The sequence below is a fragment of the Streptomyces albofaciens JCM 4342 genome (assembly GCF_008634025.1).
In the GTDB taxonomy this organism is placed as follows: domain Bacteria; phylum Actinomycetota; class Actinomycetes; order Streptomycetales; family Streptomycetaceae; genus Streptomyces; species Streptomyces albofaciens.
The window spans coordinates 796536-820653 of record NZ_PDCM01000002.1; the positions used below are offsets into that span (position 1 = coordinate 796536).

Below are 24118 nucleotides of genomic sequence, written 5' to 3' on the forward strand. Positions count from 1 at the left end.
GCGAAGGCAACGGAAGTGCAGCCCGGCAGCGGAAACCGGAAGGAAAAACTGCAACCTTGGTGGCAGACCGCCCCGGCACGGGCGGCCGGGAGCCGGGAACCGGCCGTTCCGGTGCGGGGAATCGGACGTTCCCCGCACCGGAGCGCGCCGTACGGGCGCCGCGGCCCGTCTTCGTACGGTCAGGCGTCCGACGCGGGCAGCGGCCCGTTCTTGGCCCCGGCGCCGCTCTCGGCCGGCCGCTCCTCCTCCGGCGCGGTCTCCTCCTGGAGTTCGCGCAGGAACCAGGTCATGACGAAACCGGCCAGCAGCACCGCGCCCCCGGCGAGGAACATGACGTGGAAGCCGTGGGCGAAGGACTCCGTCACCGGCTGCATCAGCCGGGCGTCGATGCCGTCCAGCAGGGACGTGTCGTCGAGGTTGATCCCCGCGCCCTGCCCGGACCCGGCCATGTCCAGGAAGCGATGGTTGGCGGGGTCGCCGGTGATCGCCGGGTCCGTCAGGAGGCGCTCGTAGCGCGGGGTGTGCAGCAGGTCGGCGAGGCGGCCGAGTGCCACCGCGAACATCACGGAGAACAGGACGGCGATGCCGGTGGAGCCGCCGATCTGCCGGCACAGGCCGGAGGCGCCGTTCGCCACGCCGAGCTGGCTCTTGGGGGCCGAGGCCTGCATGGCGAGGGTGATGACGGTCTGGGACAGGCCGATGCCGACGCCGAGCCAGAGGACGATCAGGACGATGACCCACATGGGGGTCGTCGCACCGGTGGTGGCCATGGTCAGCAGCGCTCCGGCCATCGAGCCCAGGCCCACGACCGCCAGTTTCTTGAACCGGCCCGAGGACGCGATGAGCTTGCCGGAGACCACCTGGGAGGCGATGGTGCCCAGCATGAACGGGATGACCACCAGCCCGGCCTGGGTCGGGGTCCGCCCCTGCACCATCTGGAGGAATAGCGGCAGGGTGGTGACCGTGCCGAAGATGCCGACGCCGATCGTGAAGTTGACCGCGGAGCACAGGGCGATGCCGCCGCGCCGGAAGAGCCCCAGCGGCAGGATGGCCTCGTCGCCGCGCCGCAGCTCGACGGGGATGAAGACCGCCAGCCCGGCCGCGCCCAGCGCGAACAGGACGAGGGCGGCCGGCGAGCCCCAGCCCCAGGTCCGGCCCTGTTCGGCCACGATCAGCAGGGGCACCAGGAACAGCGCCAGCGCCGCCGCGCCCAGCACGTCCATGCGGTGCTCGCGCCGCTCGTGCGGCAGGTTCAGGGCCTTGCGCACGGTGACCAGGGCCAGCAGGCCCAGCGGCACGTTGAGCAGGAACACCCAGCGCCAGCCGTCGACGCCGAACACCTGGCCGGCCTCCGCGAAGAAGCCGCCCGCCAGCGGGCCGACGACGCTGGCGACCACCCACGCCATCTGGAGGAAGGCGAAATAGCGGCCGCGCTCGCGCACCGGGGCGAGGTCGGCGACCACCGCGGTGGGCAGGGACATCAGCCCGCCGCCGCCCAGTCCCTGGATCGCCCGGAAGAGGGCCAGCTCCCACATGGAGCCGGCGGTGCCGCACAGCACCGAGCCGCCGATGAACACCACGATGGAGATCAGGTACATGGGCTTGCGCCCGTAGATGTCGGACAGCTTGCCGTAGAACGGCATCGCCAGGACGGAGGCGATGAGATAGCCCGTCGTCGCCCAGGCCTGCTCGGTCTGGCCCTGGAGGTCGTCCGCGATGGTGCGCATCGCGGTGGCGATGACCGTCTGGTCCAGCGCCGCGAGGAAGACGGCCAGCAGCAGTCCCGACATGGCCGTCAGGATCTGCCGATGCGTGAACGCCCCGCCTGCCTGGTCCGCCGCGCCCGCCGGGCCCGGATTTGCGGATGACACGGTTCCTCACTCTCCAGGCCGGCGGTTCCGGCCCCGTACCCACACGTTGTTCACCATCGGCGCCGAGGCCGGGTGCCGAGCGTAATCACCGCGCGAGGTTTTGACAAGGCCTTGTCGTTCTCGGGCGAGGACATACGCTGTGGCCATGGATTCCTCAGCCCCTGACCTGGACGCCCTGATCGAGGTGACCGCCGAGGTCTTCGCGGTCAACGGCCGCCTGCTCCGCGAAGGCGACAGCCTCACCGCCCACGCGGGGCTGACCTCGGCACGCTGGCAGGTGGCCGGACTGCTGCTGAGCGGTCCCTCGACGGTCGCCCGCCTGGCCCGCGAGCGGGGGCTGCGGCGGCAGGCGGTCCAGCAGACCGTCGAGCGGCTGAAGGCCGAGGGCGTCGTCACGACCCGGCCCAACCCGCAGGACCAGCGCAGCCCGCTGGTCGAGCTCACCGCGCGCGGCCGGCAGGCGCTGGACGGCCTGCGTCCCCTGGAGCGGCGGTGGCTGGAGTATCTGGCCGAGGACATCCCGGTCGAGGACCTGCGCGTCGCGATCTCGGTGCTGCGACGGCTGCGGGAGAAGCTGGACGCCCGTCCGGCGACGGAGTTCGCGGCCGGGCGGCAGTCCGCCTGAGGCACCGCCGCCACGCCCCGGCCGGGTGCCCGGCCCGCCCTCCGGAGTGGCCCGGGCGTCGAATCCGCCTCCAAACCGCCTTGAGGTCCGAAGGTCACGCTGTGCCTCGACGCGCTCGTGCCGCCCCCGGTGGCGCGACGACGGCAGAGGAGACTCAGTGTCCAAGACCCATGACGCGCGACGCGTCGTAATCACAGGGATCGGCGTGGTGGCTCCGGGAGACGTGGGCACCAAACCGTTCTGGGAGATGCTCACCGCGGGGCGCACCGCCACCCGCCCGATCTCGTCCTTCGACGCCTCGCCCTTCCGCTCCCAGGTGGCGGCCGAGTGCGACTTCGACCCGGCGGCGGAGGGGCTGAGCCAGCGGCAGGTCCGCGCCTGGGACCGCACCATGCAGTTCGCGTACGTGGCGGCGAGGGAGGCGCTGGCGGACAGCGGTGTGACGGGTGAGGCGGACCCGCTGCGCACCGGTGTCATGGCGGGCACCGCCTGCGGCATGACGATGAGCCTGGACCGCGAGTACGCGGTGGTCAGCGACGAGGGCCGGCTGTGGCAGGTGGACGACGCCCACGGGGTGCCGTATCTGTACGACTACTTCGTGCCCTCGTCGATGGCGGCGGAGATCGCCTGGCTGGCCGAGGCGGAGGGCCCGGCCGGGGTGGTCTCGGCGGGCTGCACCTCGGGCATCGACGTGCTCACCCACGCGGCGGACCTGGTCCGCGACGGCGCGGCCGACGTGATGGTGGCCGGGGCGTCCGACGCCGCCATCTCCCCCATCACGGTGGCGTGCTTCGACGCGATCAAGGCCACCACGCCGCGCAACGACGAGCCCGCGACCGCTTCCCGGCCGTTCGACCGCACCCGTAACGGCTTCGTGCTGGGCGAGGGCGCGGCGTTCTTCGTGCTGGAGGAGTACGCGCACGCCAGGCGGCGGGGGGCCCGCGCGTACGCGGAGATCGCCGGGTACGCCGGGCGGTGCAACGCGTACAGCATGACCGGGCTGCGCTCGGACGGGCGGGAGCTGGCCGAGGCGGTCAGCCGCGCGCTCGACATCGCGCGGCTGGATCCCTCGGACGTGGACTACGTCAACGCGCACGGCTCGGCGACCAAGCAGAACGACCTCCACGAGACGGCGGCGTTCAAGCGGAGCCTGGGCCCGCACGCGTACTCCGTCCCGATCAGCTCCATCAAATCGATGATCGGCCACTCGCTGGGGGCCATCTGCGCGCTGGAGGTCGCGGCCAGCGCGCTGACCATCGAGCACGGGGTGATCCCGCCCACCGCGAACCTGCGGGAGCCGGATCCCGACTGCGACCTGGACTATGTGCCGCTGGTCGCCAGGGAGGCGGCGGTGTCCACCGTGGTGTCCGTGGCCAGCGGGTTCGGCGGCTTCCAGAGCGCGATCGTGCTCACCGAGCCGGGGAGGCAGTGGTGACCGGACAGCTCGCCCCCGCTCCCGTAACCGGCACCGGCCGTCCCGGCGGCGGTGTCCGCCCGGTGGTCACCGGCCTCGGTGTGGTCGCGCCCAACGGGCTGGGCACCGAGCGGTACTGGGCCGCGACGCTGCGCGGCGACAGCGGCATCGGCCGGATCACCCGGTTCGACCCGTCCGGCTACACCTCCTCGCTGGCCGGGGAGATCACGGACTTCGACCCGGCGCGGCTGCCGAACCGGCTGCTGCCGCAGACCGACCTGATGACCCGGCTCGCGCTGGTCGCGGCCGAGGAGGCGCTGGACGACGCGGGCGCGGACCCGCGGACGATGCCCGACTTCGCGGCCGGGGTGGTCACCGCCGCGTCGGCGGGCGGCTTCGACTTCGGCCAGCGCGAGCTGGAGGCCCTGTGGAGCAGGGGCGGCGCCCATGTCAGCGCGTACCAGTCCTTCGCCTGGTTCTATCCGGTCAACTCCGGTCAGATCTCGATCCGGCATGACATGCGGGGTCCCGGCGGCGCGCTGGTGGCCGAGCAGGCCGGCGGGCTGGACGCGGTGGCCAAGGCGCGGCGCCACGTACGGGACGGGACGCCGCTGATGCTCACCGGCGGTGTGGACGGTTCGCTGTGCCCGTGGGGCTGGCTGTGCATGACCCGCTCCGGCGGGCTGACCACCCGGACCGATCCGCGCCGCGCGTACCTCCCCTTCTCCCCCGACGCCTCCGGGTACGTACCGGGCGAGGGCGGGGCGCTGCTGGTCCTGGAGGATCCCCGGGCCGCCGCGGAGCGGGGTGCGCCGCGGGTCTACGGGCGGATCGCCGGGTACGCGGCCACCTTCGACCCCCGTCCGGGCTCGGGCCGGGAGCCGGGGCTGCGCAGAGCGCTCCGGCTGGCGCTGGAGGACGCCGGGATCGGACCGGCGGACGTGGACGTGGTCTTCGCCGACGCGATGGGCGTCCCGGCGCTCGACGCGGTGGAGACACAGGTGCTGGCCGCCGAGTTCGGCCCGCGCGGGGTGCCGGTGACGGCGCCGAAGACGATGACGGGACGCCTGCTGGCCGGCGGCGCCTCGCTGGACCTGGCGGCGGCGCTGCTGTCGCTGCGCGACCAGGTCGTCCCCCCGACGGTGCACGTGGACGGCGCCGAGGTGCCGGACACGCTGGACCTGGTGACCGGCGCTCCCCGGCCGGCGCGCCTGCGGCACGCGCTGGTGCTGGCCCGCGGTCACGGCGGGTTCAACTCCGCGATGGTGGTCGGCGGCCGGGACTGAGCCGCCGCTCCCCACTCTCTTTCACGCTTTCGCGGCCCGGCATCCGCGCCGGCCGCTGTCCCCCTCGTTCTCCGTTTCCCGGAAGGTAGGACTGTCATGACCCTGCTCACCATTGCCGATCTGCTCACCCTGCTGCGCGAGTGCGCGGGCGAGGAGGAATCGGTCGACCTGGGAGGGGACGTCGAGGACGTCGCCTTCGACGCCCTCGGCTACGACTCGCTGGCGCTGCTGAACACCGTCGGACGCATCGAGCGTGACTACGGTGTCCGGCTCGGTGACGACGCGGTGGAGAAGGCCACCACACCGCGCGCCCTGATCGAGATGACCAACGCGGAGCTCACCGGCGCGTCCCCGTCCGCGGGCGGCGCCGCGCGGGACAAGTGAGGACCGGCCGATGTGCGGAATCGCCGGCTGGATCGATTTCGAACGCAATCTGACGCAGGAGCGGGCGACGGCCTGGGCCATGACGGACACCATGGCCTGCCGGGGCCCGGACGACGCGGGCCTGTGGACCGGCGGCCACGCGGCCCTCGGCCACCGCAGGCTGGCCGTCATCGACCCGGCGCACGGGCGGCAGCCGATGCACAGCACGCTGCCGGACGGCACGAGCCAGGTCATCACGTTCAGCGGGGAGATCTACAACTTCCGTGAACTGCGGGCCGAGCTGGAGTCCCACGGGCACCGCTTCCGCACCCACTGCGACACGGAGGTGGTGCTGCACGGCTACACCCGGTGGGGCCGGGGCCTGGTGGACCGGCTCAACGGCATGTACGCGTTCGCCGTGTGGGACGAGGCCCGGCAGGAACTCCTGCTGGTCCGCGACCGGATGGGGGTCAAACCGCTCTACTACCACCCCACCGCCACCGGTGTGCTGTTCGGCTCCGAGCCGAAGGCCGTCCTCGCGCACCCGTCGCTCCGGCGCCGGGTGACGGCCGAGGGCCTGTGCGAGGTGCTGGACATGGTCAAGACCCCCGGCCGGACGGTCTTCTCGGGGATGCACGAGGTGCTGCCCGGCGAGCTGGTCACCGTCGGGCGCACCGGCGTCACCCGCAGGCGGTACTGGACGCTCCAGGCGCGGGAGCACACCGACGACCTGGAGACCACCGTCGCCACGGTGCGCGAGCTGCTGACGGACACGGTGCACCGGCAGCTGGTCTCCGACGTGCCGCTGTGCACCCTGCTCTCCGGCGGACTGGACTCGTCGGCCGTGACGGCGCTGGCGGCGCGGGCGGGCGAAGGACCGGTCCGTACGTTCTCGGTGGACTTCTCCGGCGCGGGCACCCGGTTCCGGCCGGATGCCGTACGGGGCAACACGGACGCGCCGTATGTCCGGGAGATGGTCCGGCACGTGGCGGCGGACCACACCGAAGTGGTGCTGGACAGCGCGGATCTCGCGGCGCCCGAGGTGCGCGCCGCCGTCCTGGGGGCCACCGACCTGCCCCCGGCCTTCTGGGGCGACATGTGGCCGTCGCTGTACCTGTTCTTCCGGCAGGTGCGGCGGCACTGCACGGTGGCCCTGTCGGGCGAGGCGGCGGACGAACTCTTCGGCGGCTACCGGTGGTTCCACCGGTCGGCGGCCATCGACGCCGGTACGTTCCCGTGGCTGACCGCCGGCTCGGCCCGGTACTTCGGCGGCCGGGGCCTGTTCGACCGCAAGCTGCTGGACAAGCTCGACCTGCCGGGCTACCAGCGCGACCGGTACGCGGAGGCCCGCGCGGAGGTGCCCGTGCTGCCCGGCGAGGACGCGCGGGAGGCGGAGCTGCGCCGGGTGACCTACCTCAACCTCACCCGCTTCGTGCAGACCCTGCTGGACCGCAAGGACCGGATGAGCATGGCGACCGGTCTGGAGGTGCGGGTGCCGTTCTGCGACCACCGGCTGGTCGACTACGTCTTCAACGTGCCGTGGGCCATGAAGTCCTTCGACGGCCGGGAGAAGAGCCTGCTGCGGGCCGCGGTGCGCGACCTGCTGCCGGAGTCGGTGGTCACCCGGGTCAAGACGCCCTACCCCGCCACGCAGGACCCGGTCTACGAACAGCTGCTGCGCGACGAACTGGCCGCGCTGCTCGCCGACACCGGTGCGCCGGTCCGCGAACTGCTGGACCTCGGACGGGCGCGCGACCTGCTGCGGCGGCCGGTCGGCGCCGTCAGCCAACCGTACGACCGCGGCAGTCTGGAGCTGGTGCTGTGGATGAACACCTGGCTGGCCGAGTACGGCGTCAGCCTGGAGCTGTGACCGGCCGCGCGGGGCCGCCGGCCGACGACACGCACGCCGATGTGTGCGTCGTCGGCGGCGGCCCGGCCGGGCTGACCCTGGCGCTGCTGATGCTGCGCTCGGGGGCGCGGGTGACGCTGGTCGAGCGCAGCCGCTCGCTGGACCGCGCCTACCGGGGCGAGATCCTCCAGCCCGGCGGGCAGGCCCTGCTCGACGCGCTCGGCGTCCTGGAGGGAGCCAAGCGGCGCGGCTGTCACGAGCACGACGGCTTCCGGCTGGAGGAGCACGGCAGAACCCTGATCAACGGGGACTACCGGCGGCTCCCCGGCCCGTACAACTGCCTGCTCAGCCTGCCGCAGCAGCACCTGCTGACCGATCTGCTGGAGCGCTGCCGGGCCCACCCGCGGTTCACCTGCCTGACCAGCACCAAGGTCAACGGGCTGGTGGAGGAGGGCGGCGTGGTACGCGGTGTGGTGTGCGGCGGCGGGGCGGACGGGCACGTGGTGCGCGCGGACTGCGTCGTCGGCGCGGACGGGCGGTACTCGACGGTCCGCAAGCTGGCCGGCATCCCGTACGACCGCATCGAGCTGTTCGACCAGGACGTGCTGTGGTGCAAGCTCACCGCGCCCGCCACGCGCACGGTGCGCATCTTCCGGGCCGGCGGCAGCCCGGTGCTGGCCTACACGTCCTTCCCCGACCGGGTACAGCTCGGCTGGACGCTGCCCCACAAGGGCTACCAGGCGCTGGCCGAGCGGGGGTTCGCGCACGTCAAGGAGCGCGTCCGGGCGGCCGTGCCCGAGTACGCGGACGAGGTGGAGCAGCAGGTGAACAGCTTCAAGGACGTGTCCTTGCTGGACGTGTTCGCCGGCTCCGCACGGCGGTGGGCGCGGGACGGGCTGCTGCTCATCGGGGACAGCGCGCACACCCACAGTCCGATCGGTGCCCAGGGAATCAACCTCGCCGTCCAGGACGCGGTCGCCGCGCACCCGGTGCTGTGCGAGGGCCTGCGGCGCCGTGACCTGAGCGAGCGCGTCCTGAACGCGGTCGCGGCACGGCGCCGCCCGGAGACCGAGCGGGCGACCCGCGTGCAGGTGATGCAGAGCCGGATGATGCTGTCGACCGGACGCGTCTCCGCGGTCGTCCGGCCGAAGGCGGCGATGCTGGTCTCGCGCACGCCCGCGTACCGCTCCGTCCTGCGGCGCATCGCCTACGGCGACCAGGCCCTGCGGGTCCGCTCCGACCTGTTCGAGGAGGGCGAGCCCGCCGCCGTCTGAGATCCGTACGACGAGACCCCCGGCCTGGATACCCGGCCGGGGGTCTCGTCGTACAGCTGCCGTACGGATGGCGACTACGCGGGAACCCTGCTCACGAACATGTGCAGGTAGGAGTTGACCGGGCGGACCTCCTCCAGCTGGAGCCCCGCCTGCTCCACCAGCGCGCTCAGCCCCGCCTTGGTGTGCTTCTTGCCGCCGACGTTGAGCAGCAGCATCAGGTCCATGGCGGTGGTGAACCGGGTCTCGGGGCTGCCGTCGACCAGGTTCTCGACCACCACGACGCGCGCCCCGGCCGGGGCCGCCTTGGCGACGTTGCGCAGGGTCCGCACCGTGCTCTCGTCGTCCCACTCCAGGATGTTCTTCAGCAGGTACAGGTCGGCGCCCTCCGGCACCGACTGCCGGCAGTCACCGGCCACCAGCCGCGCGCGCCCGGCGAGCGCGCCGCCCTCGCGCAGCCGCGGGTCGGCGTCGGCGACGACCTTCGGCAGGTCGAAGAGGGTGCCGCGCAGCGCCGGGTACTTCTCCAGCAGGGTGGCGAGCACCATGCCCTGGCCCCCGGCGATGTCCACCATGGCACCGACGCCGTCCAGGTCGAGCACCTCGGCGATGGCCTTCGCCGACAGCACGCTGGACTGGGTCATGGCCTTGTCGAACACCTCGGCCGACTCGCGGGCCTCGGCGGTGTGCAGCCAGTCGAAGAACTCGGTGCCGTACAGGCCGGTGAACTCCTCCCGCCCGGTGCGCACGGCGTCCGCCAGGTGCGGCCACAGGGCCCAGGTCCACGGCTCGGTCGCCCACAGCGCCGAGTAGCGCAGGCCGCGCGGGGCGTCCTCGCGCAGCAGCCGGGAGGCGTCGGTGTGCTCGAAGCGGCCGTCCGGGAGTTCGGTGAAGACGCCGTACGAGGCCAGGGCGCGCAGCAGGCGCTCCAGGGCGCCCGCGTCGGCCCGTACCGCCTTCGCGAGGGTGCCGGCGTCCGCGGGTTCGTCCCCGAGGGCGTCCGCGACGCCCAGGCTCGCCGCGGCGCGGACGGCGGCGGCGCAGGCGGCGCTCAGCGCGAGTTCGCGCAGCCGCATGACGGCGGGGGGAAGCGCCGTGGGAGAGGTGCTGGTCACGGTGGACTGCCTTTCTGTGGCTGTGGGTGGGGTCGGCGCGGCGGTGTGCCGTCAGCCGGCCGCGGTGACCGGGACGAACGGGGCCGGGTCGGCGCTCGCGAGCTTCTGCACCTCGCGTACGGCCTGCTGGAACGTCTCGGTGCGCACCGCGCGGCCGTGCGACTCGGCGTCGTCCCACTCGGCGATCTCGACGTAGACCTGCGGGTCCTTGGCGGAGCGGAGCAGGCGGTGCGAGTGGAAGCCGGGCTGCCGCGCCATGTGGGCGGTGATCTCGCCGACCCGCTTCTCGAACTCGGCGGCGTCGCCCCGGACCGTGAACCGGTTGATGAAGGTGAACATGGTGGAGGTGCCCTTCGTGTGGTGGGTGGCGCTCGGGGTGTGCGGCCGGGTGCCGCCGAGGGTCCGCTCCCGCAGGTCGCGGCGCTGGATCTTGCCGGTGGGCGAGCGCGGGATGTGCCGTACGACGTCGAGGTACTTGATGTGCTGGTAGTAGGGCAGCTGATCGTTGACGAAGCGGACGACGGCGTCGCGGTCGGTGGCCTCGTCGGCCAGCACCACCAGCGCGTGCGCGACGGCGCCGCTGAACTCGTCCGGGTGGTCGAAGACCGCGCAGTCCGTCACGCCGGGGCAGCGGGCCAGCACGTTCTCGATCTCCAGGGGCGAGACCAGCCAGTTGTCGCACTTGAAGACGTCCTTGACCCGGTCGACGACGAACAGCCGCCCCTCGGCGTCCGTCTCGCCGATGTCGCCGGTGGAGAACCAGCCGTCCGGGTCCACGGACTCCTCCCGCGGCCGGCCGAGGTACCCCTTCATCAGCTGGGGCCCCTTGACCTGGATCTCGCCGCGGCCGCCCACCGGGAGGACGGCCCGGGTCCGCAGGTCCACGATCCGGCAGGCGGTGCCCGGTACGGGCCTGCCGGACGACCCGGCCACCGGGTGGTCCAGGTCGTCGAAGTGCGTGGACGGCGCGGTCTCGGCCAGCCCGTACCCCTGGACGACCGGGACGCCGAAGTGCTCGCCCAGGACGTCGGCGGTCCGCGCGGGCAGGGCCGACCCGCCGGAGAGCACGGCCCGCAGGGTGGGCACGGACAGCTCCGGCAGCCGGTCGTCCGCCGCCAGCCGGGCCAGCCGTACCGGCAGGCTGTAGAGGTGCGTCGCGCCGTGGCGGGCGCTCTCGCGCAGCGCGGCCACGGTGTCGTCCCCGGGCCGCAGCAGGTGGGTGGCGCCGACGGTCACCGCGATGTTCAGGTGCATCAGGTGGAACGACGGCAGGGTGTTGAGCAGCACCGACTCGGGGGTGAGCCGGTGGGCGTACGCGGTCTGGGCCGCGTTCACCGTCAGGTTGCGGTGGGTGAGCATGACGGTCTTCGGAGCGCCGGTGGTGCCGCTGGTGAACTGGAGGTTGGCCACGGTCTCGGGGTCGCGGCCGGCGGACGGCGCCGTGGCCGGGGCCGCGTCGATCAGTTCGTCCAGCGCCGGCACCTCCGCCGTGGCCTCCTGGAACCCCGCCTCGCGGTGGGTGAGCACCACGGTCCGCAGCGCCGGCAGGTCCCCCCGTACGGCCTGGATCCGCGCGTACATCTCCGGCGGGACGAGCACGGTCCGCGCCCCGGCGGAGCGCAGCACATGCGTCAGGCGCTCCTCGCGCAGCAGCGGATTGAACATCGCGCTGACGTGCTGGGCCCGGGAGGCACCGAAGTACGCCACGGCGAACGACGTGTCCAGTACGGCGGCGATGCCCACCACCGCGCCGGGCCCGCCGGCCAGTTCGCGCAGCGCGGCGGCGCACCGTGTCGCCCGCTCCTCCAGGGCCGCGTAGGTCAGGTCCCCGGAGGGGCCGCTCAGCGCGAGCCGCCCGGGGGCGCGGCGGGCCGCCCGCGACAGCAGGTCGTCGATGCGGGGGCCGCCCGTCAACTGCGCCAGCACGTCGAGCGGCGGCCCCTCGGCGGTGCTGTCCTGCGGGGCGTCGGGGTGGCGCTCGGCCATGGGCCCGGCTCCTCTCTCGCTCGCGGGTCGGGGCTGCACTACTCGGGCCGCAGATCGTCCCGGCGTACCTCGCGGTGCCGTACGCGCAGTTGGCCGTCCTCCCGCACGAGCACGTCGTCGCAGCTCGTGCTCAGGTGCACCGCCGCCTGGCCGCCGCGCGGCGTGCTGATGATCAGGGCGTAGGTGCGGGCGCGGACGGTGCCGTCGTCGCAGGCGTCGGCCTCCAGCATGCCGAGCCAGTGGCGGCGCTGGACGCCCTGCTCGGCCAGCAGGGCGGCGGCCTTGCGGGCCCCGGCCGCGATGGCGGCCCGCCCGACGGACGGCTCGGGATGGGCGTTGGCGACGAAGACGCCGTCCTCGGTGAAGGTGCCGGCCCACTCCTCGACCCGCGCCTCGTCCAGGTAGCGCATCTGGCGTCCGTAGAAGTGCTGGATCTCCTGGTGGAGCGCGGCGTCCACGGGGACGCCGGACGGCTGTTCCGGGGCGGTCATACGACTCTCCTCTCCGGCGGCCGGGCTGGGGGCGGCCGCTCGGCGTGAGCGTGGCAGCCGGCCTTCGACCGTTCTTCGAGCCGTGTTCGGTCCGTGATCGCCCCGCCGGGCCGCACGGAGACGGCCCCAACCGCGGTCGGTCCAGCCTCGAACGGGCCCTTGCAGGCTGGGGCGTACGGGACGGGCGAGGCGAAGCCTGTGTCCGCACCCGGCCGGACGGGCGTCGCGCGAGCGCGCCCACCGCAGACCACAACACCGGAGGACAAGGCCATGACTACCAGTGCCACGCCCAGGACCGCCCTGGTGACGGGCGGCACCAGCGGCATCGGGCTCGCCGTGGTGAAGACGCTCGCCGCCCGCGGGCTGCGGGTGTTCCTGTGCGCCCGCAGCCGCGAGAACGTCGACGCCGTGGTCAAGGAATTGCGGGACGAGGGGCTGGAGGTGGCCGGGTGCGAGGGGGACGTGCGCTCCCGTGAGTCGGTGGAGCGGGTGGTGCGCTCCGCGGTCGACCGGTTCGGGCCGCTGAGCGTCCTGGTGAACAACGCGGGGCGCAGCGGCGGCGGAGTGACCGCGCGCATCCCCGACGAGCTCTGGTACGACGTGATCGACACCAACCTCAACAGCGCCTTCCTGGTCACCCGGGAGGCCCTGACCACCGGCGGGCTGGACCGGGCGGGCGCCGCCGGGCGGATCATCAGCATCGCCTCCACCGGCGGCAAGCAGGGCGTGCCGCTGGGCGCCCCCTACTCGGCCTCGAAGGCGGGCCTGATCGGCTTCACCAAGGCGCTGGCCAAGGAGCTGGCCCCCACGGGGGTCACCGTCAACGCCGTGTGCCCGGGTTACGTGGAGACGCCGATGGCCGTCCGCGTACGGCAGGCGTACGCGTCCACCTGGGACACCACCGAGGAGGACGTGCTGTCCCGCTTCAACGACAAGATCCCGCTGGGACGCTATTCGACCCCCGAGGAGGTGGCCGCCCTGGTCGGCCACCTGGTCGGCGAGGAGGCCGGCTCCATCACCGCGCAGGCCCTCAACGTCTGCGGCGGGCTGGGCATCTACTGACCCGCCGCCCCGTCACCGCCCTGCTCCGCTGTTGCGAACACCCGAGAGGAACCGACGACGCATGCCCGCACCCACATCCCACCGCGCCGTGCACCGCACGGAGATCGACGCCCCGGCCGACCGGGTGTACGCGCTGATCCGGGACGCCGCCGAGTGGCCCCGGCACTTCACCCCGACCGTCCACGTCGAGCGCACGGAGCTCGACGCCCACAGCGAGCGGCTGCGGATCTGGGCCACCGCCAACGGCGAGGTCAAGCACTGGACGTCGCACCGCGCCCTGGCCCCCGACGGGCGCAGCGTCCGGTTCCGGCAGGAGGTCTGCTCCCCGCCGGTGGCCGCGATGAGCGGTGAATGGGTCCTGGAGGAGCGGCCGGGCGGTCGCTGCGAGCTGACGCTGCACCACACGTTCGCCGCGGTCGACGACCGCCCGGAGGACGTGGAGTGGATCACCACCGCGACCGACCGGAACAGCCGTACCGAGCTGGCGAACATCAAGGCGCTGGCCGAGGCCGCGGGGTCCGACGCGGAACTGCTGTTCTCGTTCGAGGACTCCGAGACGGTGCACGCCCCCGCCGAGGCGGTGTACGCGTTCCTCGCGGAGGCGGGGAAGTGGCCCGAGCGGCTGCCGCACGTGTCCCGGCTCGACCTCACCGAGCCGTCCGAGGGGGTGCAGGTGATGACCATGGTCACCCGCGCCAACGACGGCTCGGAGCACACGACGGAGTCGGTGCGGGTGTGCTTCCCCGACGAGCGGCGGATCGTCTACAAGCAGATCGGCACCCCGCCGCTGATGACCCTGCACACCGGCGAGTGGTCGATACGGGACACCGGGGACGGGCTGCTCGTCACCTCCCGGCACACCATCCGCATCAACGAGGCCGCCGTCCCCGGCATCCTCGGCGCGGACGCCACGGCGGCCGACGCGCGGGCCCGGGTGCGCGCGGCGGTCGGCGGCAACAGCGCGGCCACCCTGGCGCTCGCCAAGCGCTTCGCGGAGGCACCGCATGCCGCCTGAGGCGGACGGCCCGGAGGTGCTGATCGCCGGCGCCGGGCCGGTCGGCCTGACCCTGGCGCACGAGCTGACCCGCCGGCGCGTACGCGTCCGGGTCATCGACCGGGCGGACGGCCCGGCGACCACCAGCCGGGCGCTGGCCGTGCATCCGCGCACCCTGGAGGCGTGCCACCAGATGGGCCTGGCGGACGCCCTGGTGGCGCGGGGCCGGCCGGTCGTCCACTTCACCGTGCACCTGCGCGGCCGGGAGCTGATCCGCTTCGACACCAACTACGGCAGGCTGCCCACGGCCTACCCGTTCAGCCTGATGCTCGACCAGGTCCGTACGGAGGAGATCCTGCGCGAGCGCCTGGCCGGGCTGGGTGTCGGCATCGAGTGGGGCGTGGAACTGGCCGACTGCGCGCCCTCCGGCGACCGGGTCGACGCCGAACTGCGCCGTGACGGCCGCTCCGAACAGGTCACCGTGCCCTGGCTGGTGGGTGCGGACGGCTCCCGCAGCACCGTACGCGAACGGCTGGGGCTGCGGCTGGTCGGTGACGCGACGCAGACCTGGCTCAACGCGGATGTGGTCCTGGACGCCGATCTGGCCCGCGACAGCAACCACCTGGTGCACACCGGCTCCGGGACCGTGCTGCTGGTGCCGTTCCCCGACCCCGGCAAGTGGCGCGCGGTGGACACCGAGTACGCCGGTCAGGGAGCCGATCCGGAGGCGGTACGGCGCGGGCTCGGCAGGTCCCTGGCGCGCGGTCTCGGGCGCCCGGTGGCGGTCTCGGAGCCGACCTGGGTCTCCGTCTTCCGCGTACAGCAGCGCATGATCACCGCCATGCGCTCCGGCCGCTGCTTCGTGGCCGGGGACGCCGCGCACGTCCACAGCCCGGCCTCCGGCCAGGGCATGAACACCGGCATGCAGGACGCCTACAACCTGGCGTGGAAGCTGGCGGACGTGGTGCGCGGACACGCGCGGGAAGCCCTGCTGGACACCTACGCCGCCGAGCGCGTCCCGGTGGGCGGCAGGCTGCTGTCCTCGACGCGCACGGCCACGGCCCTGGTGGCGTTGCGCAACGCCGTGGCGCCGGTGGCCATGCCCGTGGGCCTGTCCTTCCTCAAGGCGGTGCGCCCGCTCAAACGGCGCGTCGAGCACCGGATCATGGCGGGGATGTCCGGCCTCGCCCTGCACTACGCGGACGGTCCGCTGACGTACGGCACGGCCGACGGGGCGGCAGGGGTGCGCCCCGGGCACCTGGTCGCGTGCACGGAACAGGACGTGGCGCGCCACCCCGGCCACCGGGCGCTGCGGCAGGCGCTGACCGATCCTCGGTGGCTGCTTCTGCTGTTCGCCGATGACGGAGGTGCCGCGGAGCTGGCACCGCGGTACGGCCGGGCCGTACAGATACGCACCGTCGTCCCCCACGAAAGCCAGGACGGCCCCGCTCTCGCCGACCCCGACGGCGCACTGCGGCAGGCCCTCGGCGTACCTTCCGGCGGCTGGGCGCTGATCAGGCCGGACGGCTATCTGGCCGCGAAGGGGCAGCGGTCCGGCACCAGCACCCTGGCCGCCCGGCTCCAGGCACTGCACCTGCTCCCGGAGGACACCGCGCCCGGCGCCGGTGACCCGGCCGGCCGGCCCGCGCCGGACGGCACGCACCGGGGCGTGACGACCGAATGACCAAGGAGGACACGCGTATGACAGCGATCAACGGCGCACCGGCGGCGAGCGGTTCGGTGGCACTGGTCATCGGCGGCACCCGCGGCATCGGACTGGCCGTCGCCCGCAAACTGAGCGCGGCGGGCAGCGAGGTGCTGCTCAACTACGCGCACGACGAGGACGGCGCGCTGGCGGCCGAACGGCAACTGTCCGAAGCGGGCGGCAAGGTACGGCTGATGCGCGCGGACATCGGCCGCCCCGCCGGTGTGGTGCGGCTGCTGGAGGACGTCCGGCGCACCCACGGCCGGCTGGACGTCCTGGTGCACGCCGCGGGTTCCTTCCACCCGGCGCCGACCGCGTCCCCGCACATCGGCAAGTACCTGGGCGACGGCGCCGTGGCGGTGGGGCCGCTGCTGTACGGGGCGGCGCGCCTGGGCACCCTGATGACCGCGGACACGGGCCGCATCGTGGCCGTCTCCAGCATCGGCGCCCGGACGGTCGTCCCCGGCTACGCGGGTCTGGGCATGGCCAAGGCGGCCCTGGAGACGCTGGTGCGGTACCTGGCCGTGGAACTCGCCGGGAAGGGCGTCGCCGTCAACGCGGTGGCCGCGGGGAAGATCGACGGCGGCGCGTCCGACCCCGTACCGGCCCCGGTGCTGGAGGGCCTGCTGCGGCGGACCCCGACGGGCCGCCTGGCCACCGCCGCGGAAGTGGCCGACGTGGTGGCGCTGCTGTGCCGCCCCGAGGCCGGCGGCCTGCACGGACAGGTGCTCACCGTGGACGGCGGGGCCTGCCTGCGGTAGGCGTCCGGAAGGGACCGACATGCGCATCATCGATCTGTCGACAACCGTGGACGCCGGCCGGTGGGAGGTCGACCCGGTCGAACACGAAGTCCTCACCCCGGCCGAGGGCGGCCGGCACATGGCCGAGGGGATGCGGCGCCACCACGGCATCGAGTTCGACCCGGCCGACCTCCCGGACGGCGAACTGCTGTCCCTCGACACCCTGCGGCTGACCACCCACACCGGCACCCACGTCGACGCCCCGTCGCACTACGGGTCCCGCGCGCGCTACGGCACACCGCGGCACATCGACCAGATGCCGCTGGACTGGTTTCTGCGGCCGGGCCTCAAGCTCGACCTCACGGACGAGCCGGTGGGCGCCATCGGTGCCGACCGGGTGCGGCGGGCCCTCGACGAGGCGGGCCGCGACCCGCGTCCGTACGACATCGTGCTGCTGCACACCGGCGCCGACCAACGGGCCGGAAAGCCGGAGTACTTCACCGAGTTCGCCGGTCTGGACGCCGCGGCGACCCATTTGCTGCTCGACTTCGGCGTCCGGGTCATCGGCACCGACGCCTTCAGCCTCGACGCCCCGTTCGGACACATGATCAAGGAGTATCAGCGCACCGGCGACCGCGGTGTGCTGTGGCCCGCCCACTTCGTGGGGCGGGAGCGGGAGTACTGCCAGATCGAGCGGCTGCACAACCTCGGCGCGCTGCCCGGACCGGACGGGTTCCTGGTGTCCTGCTTCCCGTTCAAGATCGCGGGAGCGGGGGCGGGGTGGACGCGGGCGGTGGCGGTGGTGGAGGAGGAGTAGGCACGCACGGGTGAGCGGGCGCCCCGGGAGCATCCCGGGGCGCCCGTCCGCACGGCTTTCGCGGAACCCGCCACGGCCCGCCCGCGACGGCGGTCGAATGGCGGCATGCGCGACCGACGGACTCACCAGCTGCACCGCGTGGTCCGGCGCTCCTCCCGGGCCGGGAGCGGCCCGCCACCGGCCGGGGTCCGCCGGCGTCCGCAGCCGGACCGGCCCCGCCTGGTCGAGCTGGCGCCGGTCCTGCTCGCCTCCGTCGTCGCCGTGCTGAGCCTGTGGTTCTCCGACCGCCAGGTGAGCAACCAGTTGCGGATCGCCCGGGACGAGCCGAGCGCCACGAAGGAAGGGCAGATCACCGGGCGGTACACCGCGGCCGTGGGCCGGCTCGGCGAGGATGCGGTGGACGTGCGCCAGGGCGGCATCCACGCTCTCCAGCGCATCATGGAGGACCGCCCCCGCGACCACCCCACCATCGCCGACGTCCTGGCCGCCTACATCCGCACGCATGCCGGCACCCCGCCGAAAGGCGGCAAGCAGGTGCCACCCGATGTCCTGGCCGCGCTCGACGTGATCAGCGGCCGGAACCCCGCCCACGACGGCTCCTTCGTCCCCGGCCTCCGCTCCACCCACCTTCCCGGTGTCGAACTGGGCCGGGACCCCACGTCCCCCGTCGCCGCCGACCACCGGCGGGCCCAGTTGCGCAGGGCGACCCTCCGTGACGCCGGCCTGAGGGGCGCGCATCCGAGCGGCGCGGACCTGCGGGGCGCGCGGCTCGCGCGCGCCGACCTGGCCGACGCGGATCTGCGCGAGGCGGACCTCCGGGAGGCCACGCCGGCCCGGGCGAACCTGCGCGGCGCGGAGCTGTCCGACGCCGGCCTGCGCATGGCGGACCTGCGGTTCGCGGACCTCCGCGACGCGGACCTGTGGGGCACCGACCTGTGCGGCGCGGACCTGTACCGGGCGAACCTGGCCGGCCTGGAGCTCAGCGAGTCGGACCTGGACGGAGCCGACCTGCGCGGTGCGGATCTCACGGACGCGGCGGTGGCGACGAGCCAGGTCCTCGCGACCCGCATCGACGCGAGGACCAAGCTCCCACCGGACATCGCCGACGATCCGGACGTACGGGCGCGGATCGCTCAGGCCGAGGCGGAGGACGACGGCTTCTGACCGGTACCGGCCGTCGCTCCGCACCCCTCAGGGAATGCGGTACCCCTCGGCCCGCAGGGCGTCCATCGCCTCTCCCAAAGCCACCCGGTCGTCCTCCGGCCCGCCCGCCCGCTTCGGCGACAGCGGTACGACCGCGCAGTCCCCGCGGCGTACGGAGGGGTGCCGCAGAGCCAGGCTGGACAGCGTACGGCCGGGTCCCGCCTCGACCACCACCAGCCCGCCGGGCGACAGCAGCCCGTCCAGAGCGGGCCAGAAGCGCACCTGGTCCACCGGATGCGCCGCCCAGTACGCGGGGTCGGCGACCTGCTGTGCCGTCAGCGGTGCCGCCGTGTAGCAGGAGTGCACCACGGTGCGCGGCGGCCGGCGTTCCACCGTCGCGAGCACCGCCTCGGCGCCCTTGGCGTGCGGGGCGATCGCCGGACTGTGGAACGGGCTGAGCGCCGGGACCCGCTGGGCGGCGATGCCGCGGGCCCGCAGGGTCTCCCCCACGGCCCGCAGCGCGTCCTCCGGTCCCCCGAGCACGGTCTGCCGCGGCGCGTTGACGGCGCCGACCACCACCCCGCCGCCCAGGAAGGGTTCCAGCGACGCGGCGGACTCCGCCACCGCCAGCATGCCGCCCGGGGGCGCCGCCGTCAGCCGCGTCACCCGGTCCAGCACCACCCGCGCGGCGTCACGCACCGAGAACACCCCGGCGAGCGTCGCGGCCGCCATCTCGCCGATGCTGTGGCCCAGCAGCGCCACCGGGCGGATGCCCCAGCTCGTCACCAGCCGGCCCAGCGCGTGATCGACGGCGAACAACAGCGGCTGGGCCCGCAGGACGTGGTCCACCGGCAGGTCCGGCCGCTCGGCCAGCCAGTCGGCGCGCATCCGGGCGCCCTCGGCGCCCATCGCGCCCAGCACCTCGTCGACGGCCTCGGCGAAGACCGGCTCGGCCGCGTACAGCCCCGCCGCCATCCGCCGGTACTGGGACCCCTGGCCGGGCAGCAGCAGCGCCACCGGCCGGGGCGCCCGTGCGGCGGGCACCCCGGCGGCCTCCGTGTCCGCCGTCACGTCAGCCGGGCGGCGGCCGCGGCGATGCGTTCGTCGGTCGCGGTGAACGCGATCCGTACGTACCGCTCACCGGCCTCGCCGTAGAAGGCACCGGGTGCGACGAGGATGCCGAGGTCGGCCAGCTTCTGTACGGCGGGCCAGCACTGCTCGCCCCGGGTGGCCCACAGGAACAGGCCGCCTTCGGAGTGCTCGACGCGGAACCCGGCCCCCTCCAGGGCCGTGCGCAGCACGCGCCGCCGGTGTGTGTACCGGTCCCGCTGCCGCTCGACGTGGGCGTCGTCCTCCAGGGCGGCCACCATGGCCGCCTGTACGGGCGCCGGGACGGCGTGCCCGGCGTGCTTGCGCACCTGGAGGAGGCGGGCGACCAGGGCCGGGTCGCCCGAGCAGATGCCCGCGCGGTAGCCCGCGAGGTTGGACCGCTTGGACAGCGAGTGGACCGCCAGCAGGCCTTCGTGGCTGCCGCCGCACACCGCCGGGTCCAGCAGCGACACCGGCCGCCGGTCCCACCCGTACTCGATGTAGCACTCGTCGTTGACGAGGACGGCGCCCCGGTCCCGCGCCCAGGCCACGATCTCGCGCAGTTCGGGGACGGACAGCACCCGGCCCTCCGGGTTGGACGGCGAGTTGAGCCAGACCACCTTCACCGGTTCGCCGCCGAGCTCCAGCGGTGAGTCCACCGGCCGGCCCCGCGCGCCCGCGAGGCGCGCGCTGACGTCGAAGGTGGGGAACGCCAGCCGCGGAAAGGCCACCGTGTCGCCCGGGCCGGTGCCCAGCATCGCCGGGAGCCAGGCGATCAGCTCCTTGGTGCCGACCGCGGGCAGTACGGCCGAGGGGTCCACCGGCACGCCCAGGCGGCGGCGCAGCCAGGCGGCCGCCGCTTCGCGGAGCGCGGGCGTCCCCTCGGTGGGCGGGTAGCCGGGCGCGTCGGCCGCCGCCGCGAGCGCGGCGCGCACCACGTCGGGGGTGGCGTCGACCGGTTCGCCCAGGGCCAGGTTGACCAGCCCGTCGGGATGGGCCGCGGCCCGCCGTTTGTACGGCAGGAGCACGTCCCACGGGAAATCGGGCAGTTCCCTCATCGCCGTCCTCCGTCCTCGGCCGTGACTTTGCGTGCGTGGACCCCGGTGGACAGGTCCCCTTCGATCCCCCAGGTGACGATGCGCCGGGGGTGGATGCGGATCATCTCGTCGGCGCAGTGCGGCCGGTGCTCCCGGCCGCCGGTGGGCAGCGCCTCGGCCGTGCCGTGGATGACGACGGCCCGGACCACCTCCGGGTCGCGGCACGGCACGTCGTCCACGACGAAGGCGACCTTGTCGTTCTTGGCCACGTTCCGGAACTTGCGGCTGCGGCCCATGTCCCGGCCGGTGATCTCGATGGTGCCGCGCTCCTCGTCGATCTCGAACGAGACGGGCACGTTGTGGGGTTCTCCGTAGGCGCCGACCGTCGCCAGACGGCCGTAGCCCTGCGCGCGCAGGTAGGTGATTTCCTTCTGGGTGAACGGCATGGGCGTCCTCGGTGTCCGTAGGGTCCCGGACACGCTACGAACCCCGCTTCGAGCCCACTTCGAGCCTCCCGCTCCGGATTCCGGCTGGACGGTGCCTTGAGTGCGCGCGGTCAGCATGCTCGGCGGCAACCCACTGATCCGAGGAGCGTGTATGCGGTACGACGTGGTGATCGCCGGCGCCGGGCCGACCGGCCTGATGCTCGCCTGCGAACTGCGCCTGGCCGGTGCCAGGACCCTGGTGCTGGAACGTCTGGCGGAGCCGGTCGACTTCTCCAAGGCCCTCGGTGTGCACGCGCGCACCGTCGAGCTGCTGGACATGCGCGGCCTGGGCGAGCAGTTCCAGGCCGACGCGCCGAAGCTGCGCGGCGGGAACTTCGCCAGCCTCGGAGTCCCCCTGGACTTCTCGTCGTTCGACACCCGGCACCCGTACGCGCTGTTCGTCCCCCAGGTGCGTACCGAGGAGCTGCTGACCGGGCGGGCCCTGGAGCTGGGGGCCGAGCTGCGGCGCGGGCACGCGGTGACGTCGCTGGCACAGGACGCCGACGGCGTGACCGTCTCCGTCACCGGGCCCGAGGGACCGTACGAGGTCGAGTGCGCGTACCTGGTGGGCTGCGACGGCGGCGGCAGCACCGTACGCAAACTGCTCGGCATCGACTTCCCCGGGCAGGACCCGCACATGTTCGCGGTGATCGCGGACGCCCGGTTCCGCGAGGAACTGCCGCACGGGGAGGGCATGGGCCCGATGCGGCCCTACGGCGTCATGCGGCACGACCTGCGCGCCTGGTTCGCCGCCTTCCCGCTGGAGCCGGACATCTACCGGGCCACGGTCGCCTTCTTCGACCGGCCCTACGCCGACCGCCGGGCGCCGGTCACCGAGGAGGACGTGCGGGCCGCGCTCACCGAGGTGGCCGGCAGCGACTTCGGGATGCACGACGTGCGCTGGCTGTCCCGGCTCACCGACACCTCGCGCCAGGCCGAGCGGTACCGCGACGGCCGGGTCCTGCTGGCGGGCGACGCCTGCCACATCCACCTGCCCGCGGGCGGCCAGGGCCTCAACCTGGGGTTCCAGGACGCGGTGAATCTCGGCTGGAAGCTGGGCGCGACCATCGCGGGCACGGCTCCGCCGGAGCTGCTGGACACCTACGAGGCCGAGCGCCGCCCGGTCGCCGCGGGCGTGCTGCGCAACACCCGCGCACAGGCGGTGCTGATCGACCCGGACCCGCGTTTCGAGGGGCTGCGGGAGCTGATGATCGAGCTGCTGCACGTCCCGGAGACCAACCGCTATCTGGCGGGCCTCATCTCGGCGCTGGACGTGCGGTACTCCATGCCGGGCGAGCACCCGCTGCTGGGGCGCCGCGTCCCGGACCTGCCGCTGGTCACCGAGGGCGGCACGCGGCAACTGAGCACGTACTTCCACGCGGCGCGCGGCGTCCTGCTGACGCTCGGCTCCGACCAGGCGCTCGGCGACGAGGCCGCGGCGTGGAAGGACCGGGTGGACCTGGTCGCGGCCGAGGGTGTCGCGGAGCCCGGTTCCGCGGTGGACGGGCTGGCCGCGCTGCTCGTCCGGCCCGACGGCTACATCTGCTGGACCGCGGCCCCGCAGACGGGTGCGGACGGGCTCACCGACGCCCTGCGCACCTGGTTCGGGCCGCCCGCCGTGTGAGCCCCCGGCCCGCCACGGGAGATGCCCGGCCCTCCGTGCGCGCCGCCCGGCTCCCGGTTCCCTGCCCCGTCCCCCTTCCAGGCCAAGGAGATTCATGACCACCGCACCGCTCGCACCCGTGGCCCAGGCCCGCTCGCTGCTGCACCTGACCACCGCCTACCACCAGGCGAAGGCCCTGCACAGCGCCGTGGAACTGGGCCTGTTCGACCTGCTCGCCGACGGACCCGCGACCGTCGGGGAGGTGAAGGACCGGCTGCGGATCGTCCATCCGCTGGCCAAGGAGTTCCTCGACGCGCTCGTGGCGCTGGAGTTGCTGGAGACGGACGGCGACCGCTACCGCAACGCGCCCGCGGCCCAGGCGTTCCTGGTGTCCGGCGCCCCCGAGTACCTGGGCGGCACCGTCCTGCAGCACGCCCGCAAGCACTACCACGTATGGGCCGGGCTGACGACGGCGCTCCAGGAGGGCGAGGCGGGTTCCGGCGCCGAGGCGCACGGGCCCGAGGCGTACCCCAAGCACTACGAGGACCCGGACCGCGCCCGTCAGGTCATGGCGCACTTCGACACCTTCAGTTCCTTCACCGCCGAGGAGCTGGCGCGCCGCGTCGACTGGAGCGGGTACGGGTCCTTCGTCGACATCGGCGGCGCCCGGGGCAACCTGGCGACGCGGGTGGCGCTGGCCCATCCGCACCTGAGCGGCGCCGTGTTCGACCTGCCCGCGCTGGCGCCGCTGGCCGGCGAGCTGATCCGTGAGCGCGGCCTGGAAGGCCGCGTCCGCTTCCACGGCGGCGACTTCCTGACCGATCCGCTGCCGTCCGCGGACGCCGTGGTGACCGGGCACGTCCTGCCCGACTGGCCCGTACCGCAGCGGCGCAAACTCCTCGCGCGCATCCACGAGGCGCTGCCCTCCGGCGGGGCGCTGGTGGTCTACGACCTGATGACGGACCCGGCCACCACGACGGTGCACGATGTGCTGCAACGCCTCAACCACGGCCTGATCCGCGGCGACAGCTCGTCCAGCAGCGTGGCGGAGTACCGCGCGGAGATCGAGGAGGCCGGCTTCCGGGTGCGGCAGGCGGAGCGGATCGACAACCTCCTCGGCGACTGGCTGATAGTCGCCGTCAAGCCCTGACCCTCCGTGGCGGCCCTTGCTA

The 24118-nt window shown here is 73.8% G+C and carries 21 protein-coding genes; 14 read left to right on the top strand and 7 right to left on the bottom strand.

Features of this window, described 5'->3' with window-relative positions:
* Positions 1-179: 179 nt before the first annotated feature.
* A complete protein-coding gene (gene otr(B), locus CP973_RS23955; RefSeq protein ID WP_150244918.1) occupies positions 180-1871 on the bottom strand; it encodes an oxytetracycline resistance efflux MFS transporter OtrB in 1692 nt (563 codons plus the stop codon).
* 145 nt (positions 1872-2016) lie between these two features.
* On the opposite strand from otr(B), the gene CP973_RS23960 reads away from it, so the two are divergent.
* From CP973_RS23960 to CP973_RS23985, 6 genes are all read left to right on the top strand, one after another.
* Complete coding sequence (locus CP973_RS23960; protein ID WP_150244922.1) at positions 2017-2496, top strand: MarR family winged helix-turn-helix transcriptional regulator; 480 nt, start codon at positions 2017-2019, stop codon at positions 2494-2496.
* A gap of 157 nt (positions 2497-2653) precedes the next feature.
* Positions 2654-3931, top strand: coding sequence for a tetracycline polyketide synthase beta-ketoacyl synthase subunit OxyA (gene oxyA, locus CP973_RS23965; protein ID WP_150244925.1), 1278 nt, complete (start codon positions 2654-2656; stop codon positions 3929-3931).
* Complete coding sequence (gene oxyB, locus CP973_RS23970; protein WP_150244928.1) at positions 3928-5196, top strand: tetracycline polyketide synthase chain-length factor subunit OxyB; 1269 nt, start codon at positions 3928-3930, stop codon at positions 5194-5196. The genes oxyA and oxyB overlap by 4 nt, the downstream gene beginning before the upstream one ends.
* A 96-nt stretch (positions 5197-5292) precedes the next feature.
* A complete protein-coding gene (locus CP973_RS23975; RefSeq protein WP_150244931.1) occupies positions 5293-5580 on the top strand; it encodes an acyl carrier protein in 288 nt (95 codons plus the stop codon).
* 10 nt (positions 5581-5590) lie between these two features.
* Complete coding sequence (asnB, locus tag CP973_RS23980) at positions 5591-7429, top strand: asparagine synthase (glutamine-hydrolyzing) (protein WP_150244934.1); 1839 nt, start codon at positions 5591-5593, stop codon at positions 7427-7429.
* Positions 7426-8682, top strand: coding sequence for an FAD-dependent monooxygenase (locus tag CP973_RS23985; RefSeq protein ID WP_150244937.1), 1257 nt, complete (start codon positions 7426-7428; stop codon positions 8680-8682). Before asnB ends, CP973_RS23985 begins: the two co-directional genes overlap by 4 nt.
* 74 nt (positions 8683-8756) lie before the next feature.
* On the opposite strand, the gene CP973_RS23990 is transcribed toward CP973_RS23985, so the two are convergent.
* From CP973_RS23990 to CP973_RS24000, 3 genes are read right to left on the bottom strand one after another with little or no spacing between them, the layout of a single operon-like run.
* Entirely contained in the window at positions 8757-9794 is a 1038-nt protein-coding gene (locus tag CP973_RS23990; protein ID WP_150244941.1) for a methyltransferase, read from the bottom strand.
* A gap of 51 nt (positions 9795-9845) precedes the next feature.
* On the bottom strand, positions 9846-11780 hold the full coding sequence (locus tag CP973_RS23995; RefSeq protein WP_150244945.1) for an AMP-binding protein: 1935 nt from the start codon (positions 11778-11780) through the stop codon (positions 9846-9848).
* Positions 11781-11818: 38 nt separating this feature from the next.
* Positions 11819-12271, bottom strand: coding sequence for a nuclear transport factor 2 family protein (locus CP973_RS24000; RefSeq protein WP_150244948.1), 453 nt, complete (start codon positions 12269-12271; stop codon positions 11819-11821).
* A 270-nt stretch (positions 12272-12541) separates the two neighbouring features.
* Between CP973_RS24000 and CP973_RS24005 the strand changes: the two genes are divergently transcribed.
* The 6 genes from CP973_RS24005 to CP973_RS24030 all read left to right on the top strand — a co-directional run bounded on the left by CP973_RS24005 (position 12542) and on the right by CP973_RS24030 (position 18753).
* Entirely contained in the window at positions 12542-13333 is a 792-nt protein-coding gene (locus CP973_RS24005; RefSeq protein WP_150244951.1) for an SDR family NAD(P)-dependent oxidoreductase, read from the top strand.
* Between the two features lie 61 nt (positions 13334-13394).
* Entirely contained in the window at positions 13395-14348 is a 954-nt protein-coding gene (gene oxyK, locus CP973_RS24010) for a tetracycline nonaketamide D-ring cyclase/dehydratase OxyK (protein WP_150244954.1), read from the top strand.
* The gene (locus CP973_RS24015; protein WP_150244957.1) at positions 14338-16011 is read left to right on the top strand and encodes an FAD-dependent monooxygenase; all 1674 of its coding nucleotides are present in this window, start codon (positions 14338-14340) and stop codon (positions 16009-16011) included. The genes oxyK and CP973_RS24015 overlap by 11 nt, the downstream gene beginning before the upstream one ends.
* 17 nt (positions 16012-16028) lie before the next feature.
* Entirely contained in the window at positions 16029-16793 is a 765-nt protein-coding gene (locus CP973_RS24020) for an SDR family oxidoreductase (protein ID WP_150244962.1), read from the top strand.
* 19 nt (positions 16794-16812) lie between these two features.
* A complete protein-coding gene (locus CP973_RS24025; RefSeq protein ID WP_150244965.1) occupies positions 16813-17589 on the top strand; it encodes a cyclase family protein in 777 nt (258 codons plus the stop codon).
* Positions 17590-17694: 105 nt separating this feature from the next.
* Positions 17695-18753, top strand: a complete 1059-nt coding sequence (locus CP973_RS24030) for a pentapeptide repeat-containing protein (RefSeq protein WP_150244967.1) — start codon at positions 17695-17697, stop codon at positions 18751-18753.
* A 27-nt stretch (positions 18754-18780) separates the two neighbouring features.
* On the opposite strand, the gene CP973_RS24035 is transcribed toward CP973_RS24030, so the two are convergent.
* Genes CP973_RS24035 through CP973_RS24045 form a run of 3 tightly spaced genes read right to left on the bottom strand, consistent with a single transcriptional unit; the run spans position 18781 to position 21304 of the window.
* Positions 18781-19776, bottom strand: a complete 996-nt coding sequence (locus CP973_RS24035) for an acyltransferase domain-containing protein (protein WP_244409971.1) — start codon at positions 19774-19776, stop codon at positions 18781-18783.
* A gap of 23 nt (positions 19777-19799) precedes the next feature.
* Positions 19800-20879: a 4-dedimethylamino-4-oxo-anhydrotetracycline transaminase OxyQ gene (gene oxyQ / locus CP973_RS24040; RefSeq protein WP_150244973.1), complete on the bottom strand. Its 1080-nt coding sequence runs from the start codon at positions 20877-20879 to the stop codon at positions 19800-19802.
* Positions 20876-21304 (bottom strand): PPOX class F420-dependent oxidoreductase, encoded by a 429-nt coding sequence (locus CP973_RS24045; protein ID WP_150244977.1) that lies wholly within the window; start codon positions 21302-21304, stop codon positions 20876-20878. Before CP973_RS24045 ends, oxyQ begins: the two co-directional genes overlap by 4 nt.
* A gap of 151 nt (positions 21305-21455) precedes the next feature.
* Here CP973_RS24045 and CP973_RS24050 point away from each other — a divergent pair, with 151 nt between their 5' ends.
* Positions 21456-22967, top strand: coding sequence for an FAD-dependent monooxygenase (locus CP973_RS24050; protein ID WP_150244980.1), 1512 nt, complete (start codon positions 21456-21458; stop codon positions 22965-22967).
* A 94-nt stretch (positions 22968-23061) separates the two neighbouring features.
* Positions 23062-24096: a methyltransferase gene (locus CP973_RS24055; protein ID WP_150244983.1), complete on the top strand. Its 1035-nt coding sequence runs from the start codon at positions 23062-23064 to the stop codon at positions 24094-24096.
* The last annotated feature ends 22 nt before the right edge of the window (positions 24097-24118 follow it).

Excerpts from the sequence above, each read along its gene's own strand:
- CP973_RS23960 (WP_150244922.1), top strand. The coding sequence starts at position 2,017 with ATGGATTCCTCAGCCCCTGACCTGGACGCCCTGATCGAGGTGACCGCC.
- CP973_RS23975 (WP_150244931.1), top strand. The coding sequence starts at position 5,293 with ATGACCCTGCTCACCATTGCCGATCTGCTCACCCTGCTGCGCGAGTGC.
- asnB (WP_150244934.1), top strand. The coding sequence starts at position 5,591 with ATGTGCGGAATCGCCGGCTGGATCGATTTCGAACGCAATCTGACGCAG.
- CP973_RS23995 (WP_150244945.1), bottom strand. The coding sequence starts at position 11,780 with ATGGCCGAGCGCCACCCCGACGCCCCGCAGGACAGCACCGCCGAGGGG.
- CP973_RS24000 (WP_150244948.1), bottom strand. The coding sequence starts at position 12,271 with ATGACCGCCCCGGAACAGCCGTCCGGCGTCCCCGTGGACGCCGCGCTC.
- CP973_RS24005 (WP_150244951.1), top strand. The coding sequence starts at position 12,542 with ATGACTACCAGTGCCACGCCCAGGACCGCCCTGGTGACGGGCGGCACC.
- oxyK (WP_150244954.1), top strand. The coding sequence starts at position 13,395 with ATGCCCGCACCCACATCCCACCGCGCCGTGCACCGCACGGAGATCGAC.
- CP973_RS24015 (WP_150244957.1), top strand. The coding sequence starts at position 14,338 with ATGCCGCCTGAGGCGGACGGCCCGGAGGTGCTGATCGCCGGCGCCGGG.
- CP973_RS24020 (WP_150244962.1), top strand. The coding sequence starts at position 16,029 with ATGACAGCGATCAACGGCGCACCGGCGGCGAGCGGTTCGGTGGCACTG.
- CP973_RS24025 (WP_150244965.1), top strand. The coding sequence starts at position 16,813 with ATGCGCATCATCGATCTGTCGACAACCGTGGACGCCGGCCGGTGGGAG.
- CP973_RS24030 (WP_150244967.1), top strand. The coding sequence starts at position 17,695 with ATGCGCGACCGACGGACTCACCAGCTGCACCGCGTGGTCCGGCGCTCC.
- oxyQ (WP_150244973.1), bottom strand. The coding sequence starts at position 20,879 with ATGAGGGAACTGCCCGATTTCCCGTGGGACGTGCTCCTGCCGTACAAA.
- CP973_RS24045 (WP_150244977.1), bottom strand. The coding sequence starts at position 21,304 with ATGCCGTTCACCCAGAAGGAAATCACCTACCTGCGCGCGCAGGGCTAC.
- CP973_RS24050 (WP_150244980.1), top strand. The coding sequence starts at position 21,456 with ATGCGGTACGACGTGGTGATCGCCGGCGCCGGGCCGACCGGCCTGATG.
- CP973_RS24055 (WP_150244983.1), top strand. The coding sequence starts at position 23,062 with ATGACCACCGCACCGCTCGCACCCGTGGCCCAGGCCCGCTCGCTGCTG.